The 12792-nt window shown below is 59.6% G+C and carries 10 protein-coding genes; 3 read left to right on the top strand and 7 right to left on the bottom strand.

Annotation, left to right across the window (positions count from 1 at the left end; translation table 11 throughout):
- Positions 1-46: 46 nt before the first annotated feature.
- The 4 genes from QN370_RS00305 to QN370_RS00290 all read right to left on the bottom strand — a co-directional run bounded on the left by QN370_RS00305 (position 47) and on the right by QN370_RS00290 (position 3436).
- A complete protein-coding gene (locus QN370_RS00305; protein WP_322127539.1) occupies positions 47-502 on the bottom strand; it encodes a MaoC family dehydratase in 456 nt (151 codons plus the stop codon).
- Positions 503-522: 20 nt separating this feature from the next.
- On the bottom strand, positions 523-978 hold the full coding sequence (locus QN370_RS00300) for a MaoC family dehydratase (RefSeq protein ID WP_322127540.1): 456 nt from the start codon (positions 976-978) through the stop codon (positions 523-525).
- Positions 979-1092: 114 nt separating this feature from the next.
- The gene (locus QN370_RS00295; RefSeq protein ID WP_322127541.1) at positions 1093-2232 is read right to left on the bottom strand and encodes an acyl-CoA dehydrogenase family protein; all 1140 of its coding nucleotides are present in this window, start codon (positions 2230-2232) and stop codon (positions 1093-1095) included.
- 7 nt (positions 2233-2239) lie between these two features.
- Complete coding sequence (locus tag QN370_RS00290) at positions 2240-3436, bottom strand: acyl-CoA dehydrogenase family protein (RefSeq protein WP_322127542.1); 1197 nt, start codon at positions 3434-3436, stop codon at positions 2240-2242.
- A gap of 358 nt (positions 3437-3794) precedes the next feature.
- On the opposite strand from QN370_RS00290, the gene QN370_RS00285 reads away from it, so the two are divergent.
- Both QN370_RS00285 and QN370_RS00280 read left to right on the top strand, forming a co-directional pair.
- Positions 3795-4850, top strand: a complete 1056-nt coding sequence (locus tag QN370_RS00285; protein ID WP_322127543.1) for a PEP-CTERM sorting domain-containing protein — start codon at positions 3795-3797, stop codon at positions 4848-4850.
- A gap of 150 nt (positions 4851-5000) precedes the next feature.
- Positions 5001-6497 carry a glycine betaine ABC transporter substrate-binding protein gene (locus tag QN370_RS00280; RefSeq protein ID WP_322127544.1) on the top strand — a complete coding sequence of 499 codons (1497 nt, stop codon included), beginning with the start codon at positions 5001-5003 and terminating at the stop codon, positions 6495-6497.
- A 250-nt stretch (positions 6498-6747) separates the two neighbouring features.
- On the opposite strand, the gene QN370_RS00275 is transcribed toward QN370_RS00280, so the two are convergent.
- The 3 genes from QN370_RS00275 to QN370_RS00265 all read right to left on the bottom strand — a co-directional run bounded on the left by QN370_RS00275 (position 6748) and on the right by QN370_RS00265 (position 10866).
- Entirely contained in the window at positions 6748-7038 is a 291-nt protein-coding gene (locus QN370_RS00275) for a DUF1778 domain-containing protein (protein WP_322127545.1), read from the bottom strand.
- 92 nt (positions 7039-7130) lie between these two features.
- Positions 7131-9599, bottom strand: a complete 2469-nt coding sequence (locus QN370_RS00270) for a cation-translocating P-type ATPase (protein ID WP_322127546.1) — start codon at positions 9597-9599, stop codon at positions 7131-7133.
- A 109-nt stretch (positions 9600-9708) separates the two neighbouring features.
- On the bottom strand, positions 9709-10866 hold the full coding sequence (locus QN370_RS00265) for a histidine kinase (protein WP_322127547.1): 1158 nt from the start codon (positions 10864-10866) through the stop codon (positions 9709-9711).
- 297 nt (positions 10867-11163) lie between these two features.
- Between QN370_RS00265 and gshA the strand changes: the two genes are divergently transcribed.
- A complete protein-coding gene (gshA, locus tag QN370_RS00260) occupies positions 11164-12768 on the top strand; it encodes a glutamate--cysteine ligase (protein ID WP_322127548.1) in 1605 nt (534 codons plus the stop codon).
- Positions 12769-12792: the final 24 nt, after the last annotated feature.

Here is a 12792-nt window from a genome sequence, read left to right as displayed (position 1 = left end):
GTCCCTGCATGCCGTGCGTCGGGTGCTCGTGCACGGCCGCTCTGACTCAGCTGTAACGGCGTGAAATCAGCTCGGCAACGCAGACCGGCTTGTCGCTGCCACTGCGTTCGACGCTGATCTGCCAGGTCACTTGCGCGCCATCCGGGATGTCGTCGACGGCCAGTACGCTGATGCGCCCGCGCAGCCAGCTGCCAACCGGAACCGGTGCCGGAAAGCGCACCTTGTTGAGACCGTAGTTCACGGCCATCTTGACATCGCCCATCGTGACGGCACTCTCCATCATTGTCGGCAACAGCGACAGCGTCAGAAAGCCGTGCGCGATGGTGCCACCGAACGGCGATTCGGCATGACAGCGCTCGACATCGGTGTGTATCCATTGGTGATCGCCGGTGACATCGGCAAACTGCTGCACCTTTTCCTGCGGGATGCCGATCCAGTCAGACACGGCAATTTCCTGGCCGATCAGGGTCTTCAATTCGGCAAGTGTGGCGATAGTGCGCATGGCATTTCTTTCAAAAAAATTCAGGGTAATCGACGCATGAACAAACCGCGTCCCTTGATGGTCGCGGCCAGCTCGCCATGCTGGTTGTGCGCTTCCCAGAGCGAGTTGACGACACCGCGATCGGGTTTGCTTTTCGATGGCACGACGTCGAGAACGGTGCTCGTGACGCGTAGTGTATCGCCTGGACGTACCGGCTTGAGCCAGCGCACTTCATCGATACCCGGTGAGCCCATGCTGGAGGAGTCGCGCAGATAGCCATCAACCACCAACCGCATCATCATGCCGCAGGTGTGCCAGCCGCTGGCGATGACGCCGCCGAAGATGGATTTTTCGGCAGCGTCGGGATCAATATGGAACGGTTGCGGATCATAGCGGGTCGCGAAGTCATGGACTTCGGCCGCGTCGACGGTGATGCTGCCGACTTCAAAACAATGGCCTGCGGTGAAGTCTTCGTAGCACCAGGTGGGTTGGGTCATGAGCGTGGTCCTTTGTTTGAAAAGGTGGCGGATCAGGTGAATCGGGTTTGGCGTATTGTGGGTGCTTGCGGTGCAATGCCCTTCGGTTATTGCACCGCGTACCTCACGACTATCTCACGCCGCCTGCCGAAACCCCGGCTGGGCGATAAACCTTGCCAGGTGATGATCGGTATCACCGAGCGTCAGCTCGATGATGCTCAGTCGCTTGAAGTGATGCGCAGCCGGCAGTTCGTTGGTGACGCCCATGCCACCGTGCAGCTGAACCGCTTGCTGACCCACATATTTCATGGCCTGGCAGATGCGCGCCTTGGCAGCAGAAACAGTCCGGCGACGCTCCACCGGGTCCGTTGATGTCACCTTGACGGCAGCTAGCGTCGCCATCGAACGCGCTTGTTCGAGGTGCATGAACATGTCGGCCATGCGATGCTGCAAGGCCTGGAATTTACCAATCGGTACGCCGAACTGCTGCCGAGTTTTCAAATATTCCAGAGTAGCCTGATTGAGCGACTCCATCACGCCGACAGCTTCGGCACACAGCAACGTGATGCCGTAATCGGTTGCCGCATCGAGGATGTCCCAACCCGCGTCCGACGCACCGAGCAACGCACTGGCCGGCAGCGCCACATCGGTGAACGTGATGTCGGCAGCGCGCTGGCAATCGATGGTGCGGTAGTCGCGCAGCACGACACCGGGCGTGGTGGCTGGCAGCACGAACAAGGCAATCCCTGCCGTATCGCGTCGTGACCCGCTGCTGCGTGCCGAGACAATCAGCATGCCCGCCTGCGCGCCGTGGATCACCACCGTCTTGGTGCCATTGAGAACAAAGCCATCGCCTTGCGCGGTGGCAGTCGTCGCGATGTCGAACAGGTCATAACGGGACTGCTTCTCGCCCAGCGCGCACGCCAGTTTCAGGGCACCAGCGGCGACCTGTTCCAGCAACTCGTCATGACCACCGGCCAGTGTCAGGAATTGCGCCCCCAGCATCGTCGACCAGTAGGGTTCTATCACCAGTCCACGACCGATTTCATGCATGACCACCTGCATGTCGATGGCCGAACCGTTGAAGCCGCCCTGCTCTTCGGCGATCGGCAACGCGGTCATGCCTAATTCGGTGAGCGTGGTCCAGGCAATGTCCGAGGTACCGCTGTCGGACAGTACGATTTTTTTGCGCTGATCAAACGTGTAGTCCTTGTCGACCCAGCGGCGCAGGGCATCGGAGAATTGCTGCTGTTCTTGCGTAAAGGTAAAGTCCATGTCGTCCTCACAGTCCCAGAATCATTTGGGTGATGATGTTTTTCTGAATTTCGTTCGAGCCACCGTAGATCGAGGTCTTGCGGTAATTGAAGTAATACGACGCCAGTGGTGCCGCGTCGTCATCCTCGGCCAGGCTGTGCTCACTGCTGCCTTCCAGAAAAGCGGGATCGAACGGCAAGCCGTACGGCCCGACCGCTTCGAGCATCAGTTCGGTCAGCGCTTGCTGGACTTCTGTTCCCTTGATCTTCAGCATCGACGCTTCCGGGCCGGGTCCGCGTTTGGCATTGTCGAGCGAGATGACGCGCAGTACGGTCACTTCCAGCGCCATCAATTCGATTTCCAGCGAGGCCACCTTGGCGGCAAACACGGCGTCGTCGAGTAGTGGCGCGCCATTTTTTTGTTGATCCAGCGCGATCCGCTTGAGGAAAACCATTTCACGCTTGGCACGTCCGACAGCGGCAATATTGGTCCGCTCGTGGCCCAGCAAATACTTGGCATAAGTCCAGCCCTTGTTCTCTTCGCCAATCAGGTTGTGTACCGGCACCGAGACGTTGTCGAAGAATACCTCGTTGACTTCGTGATCTTCATCAAGCGTGATGATCGGTCGCACGGTAATGCCGGGTGACTTCATGTCGATCAGCAGGAATGAAATCCCTTCCTGCTTGCGGCCGCTGCTGTCCGTACGCACCAGACAAAAAATCATGTCGGCGTGCTGGCCCAGCGTGGTCCAGGTTTTCTGGCCATTGACGATGTAGTTGTCGCCCTGCCGCTCGGCACGGGTTTTCAGCGACGCCAGGTCCGACCCGGAACCGGGCTCCGAATACCCCTGGCACCACCAGTCTTCGCAACTCAGAATACGCGGCAGGTAATGGGCTTTTTGCGCCGCGTTGCCAAAGGCCATGATGACTGGTGCCACCATGTTCACGCCAAACGGCAATATCGGCGGCGTGCCGGCATGGGCACATTCTTCTTCCCAGATGTGGCGCTGCACAGGACTCCAGCCGGTGCCGCCAAATTCGACCGGCCAACCAGTACCGACCCAGCCCTGCTGCGCGACGATCCTGTGCCAGCGCACCAGATCGTCTTTCGACAGGCGCTTGTGATTGAGCACCTTGTGCTGCAGGTCGGCTGGCAAATGCTGCTCCAGATAACTGCGGACCATCAGCCGAAAGGCTTCGTCGTCAGTGGTGTAAGTCAAGTCCATGCTGTCTCCTCCTGTTATTTCGGGCGTGCCTCATCATGCACGGGTTGAAGGAGAATAGCACGACCGTGCAATAAAATTGCATTCAAAGAATCACCTGTGCGATGCCTGGTCGGTTCTGCCGTTGTCTGCCAATGATTCTGGCGTCGACCCTGACAAGGATCGGACGTTTTGACAGTATTTAACAAACCCTTACCGAGAGTTGCTATAAGTTATCAAAATAGTAATTGAAACTCGGAGGGCAATTGACCTATCTTGTGATTTCTGCAAGTTCTCTTGCCCACTCCGAAGTTGCCTTGAAAGGCATGCCATAATCCCGTCCAGACGTCTTTACCTGACGATTGCTACTACTGCCGCAACGTTGCTGACAGGATGGCCTGCCGCGCACGCGGACGCGACCATCAACACGGCCAGCGGCAACGGCGCAGGCCTGATCCTTTCCGCGACCTTGCTTGGGACGACAGTGGCGTCGGCTTCGCTGCCGGGTAGCGTCACTATTCTGGGCAACACTGCATCCGTTACCGGCGGGACTGCGGCTGTTGGCAGCACGACCAGCGGCACGCCTTACAGCGTCAGCGGTAGCGTCGCGAACCTGACTCTGACCGGAACCACCGCGCTGGCAATACCGGCGCATCTGCTACCGATCACACCGCTCCCATTGGTATCGACGGCGATCAGCGCAACGACAACCTTATCGGCGAGCCTACTCGATGCCGCTGCCAGCTTCAGTAACGGCACCCTGGTAAACAGTTATGGCGGCGTCTCTGATCTCAAACTTGGCGTGGGGTTGTCATCGACGACGACAACCACGACACCGGGAACGCCGCCAATGACGCTCCCTGGCGGGCTATTTTTACCGCCCTCCACCGTGAAAACGCCGTTATTTTCCCTGGGCTTGACTGCTGATGCGCTGCAAAGCACCTCGCAAATCAGCTTGATCAACGGTTTGCTACAAGGTACGAACACGCTGAACAGCTTCGCCAATGTTTCCCTTGACCTGTCATCGCTAATATCGCTGACTTCACTGAGCCTGCCCGGTTCGTCACTGAACCGTTCGATCAATCTGTCCACCATTGCAGGCGCAACCCCGGTTGCAAACACCACGCTAGGTGGTAGCACCGGTTCCCTCCTGGCCAGCCTTGGCATCATGCTGACTCTCAATGAACAGTTCAATACCTGCACGTCGCTGCTGACTTCCTGCTCCGTCGAAACCAACGCGCTGCATCTGATCATCGATCCGGCCATTGCCGGACTGGCAGCAGTCGACCTCAAACTGGGACACTCGTATGCCGCAGCCACCGTCAGCGCCGTACCTGAACCTGCCACCTACGCAATGATGGGACTGGGCCTGGTCGGCGTCATGCTGGGCGCGCGCCGACAACGCCGCCACGCCTGCGTAGCAAGTAGCGTGCAATAACCGCAGGACATTGCACCGAAAGCCCTGAAGACCGTCGCCAATGCCGATGACTTGCGACCGGGATTCAAGGCAGGCAAAAATTAACCAGGGTGGGCACGACTCGCGCCAGAGCCACTACAATGGCGCGTCCTTTTTGCGAGAGTCCTGTCGATGTCATCCCTGAAATCTTCCCTGTTCGGCCTCTTCCTGTTACTTACGTGTATCGACGCCCGGGCCGCCGATCCTGTATTGCAGGTCGGCTCGAAGCGTTTCACCGAGTCGTATGTGCTGGGCGAAATCATCACCCGCATCGCCGCAGTCGTCGGTCCGGTGCGCCATCAGCAAGGGCTGGGCAATACCGCCATCGTGTTCAATGCGCTCAAAAACGGCAGCATCGACGTCTATGCCGAATACCTCGGCACCATCAATAGCGAAATCCTCAAGCACGACACCCCCTCCTCGCTGGAACAGATACGTGCCGAACTGGCACCGCTGGGCCTCGGCGTCGGCGTGCCGCTCGGCTTTAGCAATACCTATGCGCTGGCGATGCGCGGCACACCGTCCGGCGGTCCGACCACGCTGACCGACCTGGCGGCGTTGCCGCAATCGCGGCTGGGTCTGTCGCATGAATTCCTCGGTCGTGTCGATGGCTGGCCCGGACTGGCGCAGCATTACCGCATGCCGCAACAGCCGACCGGACTGGACCACGGCATCGCCTATGAAGCACTGATGGCGAAACAGGTTGATGTCATTGATATCTATTCGACCGATGCCAAGATCGGCAAACTGGGGTTGCGCGTGCTGGACGATGACCGCGATTTTTTCCCGAGCTATGACGCGGTGCTGCTGTACCGGCTTGACTTGCCGCAGCGCTTTCCGGCCGCCTGGACGGCCATCGGCAAACTTGAAGGGCGCATTGACAACCCGCGCATGATTGCGATGAACGCGGCAGTCGAACTCGATGGCCAATCGTTTGCCGCCGTGGCCACGCAGTTTGTCACGCCGTCGACGGCTGCGCCTGCTGCGCACAACGGCTTTCTCGACAAGCTGTTCGGAGAAAATTTCTGGCGCCTGACACGACAGCATGTGGTGCTGGTGGCGGTGGCTATCGGCTGTGCCAGCCTGCTTGGTATCCCGCTCGGCGTACTGGCGGCGTTCGTGCCGCGCTTGCGACAAGCAGTGATGGCGTTCGTCGGCGTGCTTCAAACGATCCCGGCGCTGGCCTTGCTGGCGATGCTCATTCCGCTGCTCGGTCGCATCGGCACGGTACCGGCACTGATTGCGCTGTTCCTGTATGCCCTGCTCCCCATCGTGCGCAATACCTGCACCGGCGTGCTGCAAGTGCCCGCCGGATTGCGCATGGCGGCGCTGGCGCTGGGCCTGTCGCGGCGCGACCGTTTGCTGCACATTGACTTGCCGTTAGCCTTGCCGGTAATCCTGGCGGGTCTGAAGACGGCTGCCGTAATGAGCGTTGGCACCGCCACCATCGCTGCCTTCATCGGTGCCGGCGGCTACGGCGAACGCATTGCCATCGGTCTGGCGCTCAACGACAACACCATGATGCTGGCCGGTGCGATCCCGGCGGCGGTGCTGGCGCTGCTGACGCAGGGTGTGTTTGATTTGATGGAGCGGGTGCTGGTGCGCGGTGCGGGGAAGACGGCAAAATAAGAAACAGGATGATCGGCCGAGGGCATGTTGCGGCAAAAACGATCGGACGCATCCCCTGCCGCAACGGAACTTGGTGTCAACGCATAGTAGGCGGCGACTCGATCGCCCTCGCATAAAACAAAAGTACGGGAGGCGCCGTTTAATTGGTTTTTCATTGCCTTTGTTTTCAGCCACACATCCAGACTTTCAACATCTGAACCAAAACCGTTCAGGTCGTGATGGACTGCCAGTGACTCCGGGGCGGACAACGTCACGAATGCTCCCATGGTGGCAATGTCTGCAAGGTTTTACGCAATCGTGCATTGGGATTTGGCGGACGGTCCAATATGGTCACGAACTCCGCATGCGCTGTCGGCCTAGCGAGAATCAATTCCTGACCAATCAATACTTCTTCACCAGCTAGTCGGGCCGCATCCAGAATAAAGTCCGTACGATTTTTCCCCCGCGCCGTCACTGCACGATCAATAAGGCTGCGCTCTTTTGGCTTGATACGAATATTCAACGATTCACGTTTGTTCGGTAGGTCATTTAATGTCGTCATAAATCCTCCTGAAATGAGCACCACAATACTGCGTAACGACAAAGACATTGCGTGGACATGACGGACTTATCAGGTCAACTGTCACGACTTTCTCACGATAGGTGTACGCTGAAATGAAACAACTCCTGCAACCAAGGCATCGTCAACGCCAGCGCCAGCAGTAACAGCGCCCCGATCACGACCCGCCACAACGCCGGATTGGGCAGGCGCACTGCCGCTGACAACGGCAGTGACGCCGAGCGGTTCAGAAAAATCAACCCGATGTCGCCGACAATCATCGAAGCAAAAGTCACTGCACGGATTTGCCCTTCAGTGAAACCAGCCGCACCGGCCAGCAGGTAGATCAGCATCAGCACCGTCAGCAAACCCAGCCCCTGAACCAACCCGCGCACCAACAGCTGCCGGTCGAAAATGCGTGCATCGGCGGGGCGCGGCGGGCGCTGCATCACGTTGGCTTCGTCGGGTTCGGCCTCGAAGACAATCGAGCAGGTCGGATCAATGAGCAATTCAAAAAACACGATGTGCACTGGCAGCAGCAACAGCGGCCTGCCCAGCATCACGGGCAATAACGACATGCCGGCGATCGGCACATGCGCCGCGATGATGAACACCACGGCCTTGCGGATGTTGTCGACGATGCGTCGTCCCAGTTGCACGGCACCGACGAGGGCACCGAAATCGTCATCGAGCAGCACCAGCGCCGCCGATTCGCGCGCGACATCGGTACCGCGTGCGCCCATCGCGATGCCGATATGTGCTGCTTTCAGGGCTGGCGCATCGTTGACGCCGTCGCCAGTCATTGCCACGATCTCGCCGTGTTGCCGCAATGCCTGCACCAGTCGCAGTTTCTGCTCTGGCCGGACCCGGCAAAATACGTTCACTTGCGCCAGCCGCGCCGATAACTGACGGTCATCAAGCCCATCGAGCTCCGCCCCGGTGAGCACACCCGCCGAGACGTCCAGCCCGCCTTGCGCAGCGATACTTAGCGCGGTGGCCGGATAATCGCCGGTGATCATCACGACCCGGATACCGGCTGCGTGACATTGCGCAATCGCCGGACGCACGGTTGGTCGCAACGGATCGGCCAGCGCCAGCAGGCCGAGAAATTCAAAATCGAAATCATGCTGTATCGGCGGCAAGTCATGCTCACTGAACGATGCCCTTGCCACGGCCAGCAGGCGCAAGCCGTTGTCAGCGGCGAGATTAACCTGGGCGGTGATGCGCCGTGCTGCCTCGGGGGACACATGACACAGGTCGATGATGGCTTCCGGCGCCCCCTTGGCGGCGATCACGTACTGGGTGCAGTCGGGCGATTGCCAGACCCGCGACATCGCCAGCAACGCCGGTGACAACGGATATTCGTCGATCAGTGTCCAGCTATCGTGGACATGTTCGGTCCCGTCGAGCACTGCCAGCCCGACCTCGCGGATGGCTTTTTCCATCGGATCGAACGGCTCGCGATGACTGGCCAGCAGCGCGTATTCAAGCGTGATGTGGAAGGCTTCCGGAAAACTCGCCGGCGTCGCCAATCCCGCCTCGCCGAATACATGGATGGCCTCGGCCACGATAACCTGCGCCACCGCCATCCGGTTTTGCGTCAGCGTGCCGGTCTTGTCGACGCACAGCACGGTTGCCGCACCCAGCATCTCGATCGCTGAGATCCGCCGTGTCAGCACGCGCTGGCGCGCGATGCGCCAGGCACCGAGTCCGAGGAAAATCGTCAGGATCAGGGGCAGCTCTGCCGGCAACAACGCCATCGCCAGCGTCAGTCCGGCCAGGATGCCATTGAGCCAGTCGCCGCGCGTGATGCCGTACCAACTGGTCAGCAGCAGTACCAGTCCCAGACTCAACAACGCCACCGTCCGCACGGCTTGCGCGGTTTCGCGCTGCAACTGGCTGCGCTCGTCGTCCAGTGATAACAGCGTCTGACCGATGCGCCCGAGCGCGGTAGCGCTGCCGGTTGCAAGCACGCAGGCCCGGCCGGTGCCCTGCACCACCAGCGTACCGCCATACAGGAAAGGCTGGTTATCGCCGCCGGGCTGGCCCATCTGCGTGGCCAGTTCGGCACACGGCACTTTGCGCACGGCGACGGATTCGCCGCTGAGCAGCGATTCGTCAATACCCAACCCTTGTCCGGCAAACAGTTGCGCATCGGCTGGTATGCGGTCGCCTTCGGCGAGCAAGAGGATGTCGCCACGCACCACGTCACGACCGGCGATACGCTGTTGCCGGCCCTCGCGCAGCACCAGCGCGCGCGGGCTCGACAAGTCGCGCAACGCCTCGATGGCCCGTTCGCTTTTGCGCTCCTGCATGAAGCTCATCGTCATGATGATCACGACCGCACCCAGCAGGATGGCCGCGTCTTCGCGCTCGCCCAGCAGCAAGTAAATACCGCCGCAGGCCACCAGCAACAAAAACATCGGCTCACGCAAAATGGTCCAGGCGATCGCCAGCAGCGAGCGCGGTCGCGCAGCGGGTAACTCGTTGTAGCCGCCATCGCGCAGGCGCTGCTGCACGACTTCGCGGGTCAGTCCGGTGCCGGTGTCGATCCCATCAGGCATGCCACTCCCCTTCCAGATAACGACGATGCCATATCGTCCTTATCGTGTGTAGCATCCGGCTGGCGGTGCCAGCATGAGGCAGATCAACGTCGGCGGGATCGACTAGCTGTCACTCCTCCTCAGGCAGGATCGGAATGGTCATCCGCAGCGTCGTGCCGCGTCCGCGCGTGCTGTCGATGGTCAGTTCACCGTTGAGGTAATGGATGCGCTCGGCAATACCGACCAGCCCGAACGAGTTAGCCTTGCGTCGGCAACCGGGACGCACGCCGATGCCATTGTCGGTAATCGATAACGACAGCTTATTGCCACTTCGCTTGAGTGCGATGCTGACCCGGCTGGCCTGCGAATGCCGATTGATATTGGTGAGCGATTCTTGCAGGATACGAAACAGCGCCGTAGCCCGATGGTCATCCAGTTCAAATTCCGTGTGATCGACATGCAGCTCGCACACCACCAGACTGCGGCGCTGAAACTCCCTGACTTGCCATTCGATCGCTGCCTGCAGACCGAAATCGAGCACTCCTGGCCGCAGGTTGTTGATGATGGCGCGTACCGAGCTCATGATCGCGTCGATCTGGCCCAGCGCGGCAACGGCTTTCTGACCCAGATGCGGATGACGGCTGGCGCAACGGGCCATCAGCATCGACACATCGAGCCGCAAGGCCAGCAGGTTCTGGCCCAGTTCGTCATGGATTTCACGGGCGATGCGCTTGCGCTCGTCCTCCTTGATCTGATCCTGGTGCGCGGCCAGTTCGCGCAACAAGCTTTGCAACTGCAACAGTTCATGCTCGATGCGCCGTCGCTCGGTCACTTCCGTTTGCAGCATCGTGACTGCCTGAACCAGCATACTGGTTGTACCGGCAACGGCGGCAGGGATTGCCGATCCGTCTTCGGCCGCATCGCGCAGAATCAGGCCGTAACCAAGCACTTCATGGCGGACGTTGACTAATCTGCGCAGCGTGATGCTGACCCGGACGGGTGCGCCGTTTTTACGCATGCGCCAGCCCTCGTGGCAGAATTTTTCTCGACAGCGAGCTTGCTTGAGATCGGATTCGGGAGCGCCGCCGGCGATATGGCGCGGCGGATAGAGGCAACTGACATGCCGCCCCAGAATTTCGTTGTTGCAGTAACCGGTCAGCAACTCGGCACCCCGGTTCCAGCTGACGATCAGTCCGCTGGCATCGAGGGTGATCAGCGCCTGTTCGTCCAGTCCGGCGACCAGCAACCGGACCAGATCCGCGGCCTCGGCGTTAAGAACTGAAGGCATTGATGAGTCAATATCTGGCATCGTGGGTCCCGGAAACTCGCAGCAGAACTTTTTTGAGCAAATAGTGTAGCTGAAGCCTGCACTGGTGATGTCATTAACCGGTCATCCTTGCGCCTTACACTCTCGCTAGCGTTTCCTAGGGTTTTGCCCGTACACCGATTGGTGTGCGGGCTTTTTTTTGGATGCCGCACACATTGCAGCCAAAACCGCAGCCAAAACCTGAGACACTGATTTCGGTTATTCTCTGCGACCACGGCGCGCCGGATCGGCAGCGCCTACGATTTTAAGGAAATCCCATTGAGCGATCTTTTTCACCAACGGCTGGCATTGCTGTCGACTGATGCACATCGCGCATTGCTGTCACAGGGCCGGCGCGGCATCGAACGGGAAACCTTGCGGGTAGACGCGACCGGAGCGCTGGCATTGACGCCGCACCCGATCGCCCTCGGCGCGGCGCTCACCCATCCGACGATTACCACTGATTATTCCGAATCGCTGCTTGAGTTCATCACGCCGGCCGAACATGACATTGCCGATGCACTCGCCGAGCTCGACACCGCGCATCGCTATTTTTATGCAGTCAATAACGACGAGCTGCTGTGGAGCGAGTCGATGCCATGCCATCTTCCCGATGAAGCAACGATACCGATCGCCTGGTATGGCACGTCGCACATCGGCATGCTCAAGCATGTGTACCGGCGCGGATTGGCGCTGCGCTATGGCAAACCGATGCAGTGCATCGCGGGCATTCACTACAATTTTTCGTTGTCGGAATCGATCTGGCCACTGCTGCAGGCAGCCGAACAGTCACCGGGTTCGGCCACCGAGTACCAGTCCGAAAGCTACATTGCCCTGATCCGCAATTTTCGACGCTACAGCTGGCTGCTGATGTATCTGTTCGGTGCCTCGCCCGCATTGGCCAGCGACTTCCTGCGCGGCAAACCGCACCAGCTCGACGTGCTGTCCGACGACACGCTCTACCTCCCGTATGCGACCAGCCTGCGCATGAGCGATCTCGGCTACCAGAACGACGCGCAGGCCGGGCTGATACCGCCTTATAACGACCTGGCCAGCTACATGCAGAATCTGGTGCAGGCAGTCAAACAACCGTTCTCGGAGTATGTCGCGCTGGGTACCCGGCGTGACAGCAATGGCGAATGGATTCAGATCAGTACCAATGTGCTGCAGATCGAAAACGAGTATTACTCGACGATCCGGCCAAAGCGCGTCATCAACAGTGGCGAACGTCCGGTCGAAGCGTTGTGTGCTCGCGGCGTGCAATACATCGAAGTGCGCTGCCTCGACGTCGATCCGTTTGAAGCGATGGGACTTAACCTCGATACGGGGCGCTTCATGGACGCCTTCCTGCTATTTTGCGCACTCGACGACAGTCCGATGACCAGCGAATCCGAAGGCCGCGAGAACACGGCCAATTTTGCCGATACCGTCAAGCGTGGTCGCTTGCCCGGACTGACCCTGCAGCGCGATGGTGCCGCAGTGACGCTGCAAGACTGGGGTGTCGAACTGCTGGACCGGATTGCCTCTGCCGCTTCGTTACTCGATGCCCAGCGTGACGACCGTGCGCACCATGCGTCGCTCGACATGCAGCGCGCCAAATTACGCGATCCGGACTGCACCCCGTCGGCCCGGGTGCTCGACGCATTGCGTGCACATGACAACTCGTTCATGAAGTTTTCGCTGGCGCAAAGCCATGCACATGCCGCGCAATTCCGGGCCAGACCGTTGACGCCAGCCCAGCTCGATACGTTCCACGAACTGGCTCGCCGATCAATCGACGAACAGACCCGTATGGAAAACGAGCAAACCGGCAGCTTCGACGATTTCATCGAAGCTTACCGGGCACGCTCTCTGATGCCCAAGGGTTGTGAAGCACACAGCTGACTGAACGTTAAAGCGGACAGGGAG

It is taken from the genome of Actimicrobium sp. CCI2.3, assembly GCF_035019065.1.
Taxonomy (GTDB): Bacteria; Pseudomonadota; Gammaproteobacteria; order Burkholderiales; family Burkholderiaceae_D; genus Actimicrobium.
The sequence above is the reverse complement of the archived record's forward strand: the minus strand, read 5'-3'. Positions and strand labels throughout refer to the sequence as shown.

Bases quoted from the DNA above. Each gene is read 5' to 3' on its own strand.
- QN370_RS00305 (WP_322127539.1), bottom strand. From the start codon at position 502: ATGCGCACTATCGCCACACTTGCCGAATTGAAGACCCTGATCGGCCAG.
- QN370_RS00300 (WP_322127540.1), bottom strand. From the start codon at position 978: ATGACCCAACCCACCTGGTGCTACGAAGACTTCACCGCAGGCCATTGT.
- QN370_RS00295 (WP_322127541.1), bottom strand. From the start codon at position 2,232: ATGGACTTTACCTTTACGCAAGAACAGCAGCAATTCTCCGATGCCCTG.
- QN370_RS00290 (WP_322127542.1), bottom strand. From the start codon at position 3,436: ATGGACTTGACTTACACCACTGACGACGAAGCCTTTCGGCTGATGGTC.
- QN370_RS00280 (WP_322127544.1), top strand. From the start codon at position 5,001: ATGTCATCCCTGAAATCTTCCCTGTTCGGCCTCTTCCTGTTACTTACG.
- QN370_RS00275 (WP_322127545.1), bottom strand. From the start codon at position 7,038: ATGACGACATTAAATGACCTACCGAACAAACGTGAATCGTTGAATATT.
- QN370_RS00270 (WP_322127546.1), bottom strand. From the start codon at position 9,599: ATGCCTGATGGGATCGACACCGGCACCGGACTGACCCGCGAAGTCGTG.
- QN370_RS00265 (WP_322127547.1), bottom strand. From the start codon at position 10,866: ATGCCTTCAGTTCTTAACGCCGAGGCCGCGGATCTGGTCCGGTTGCTG.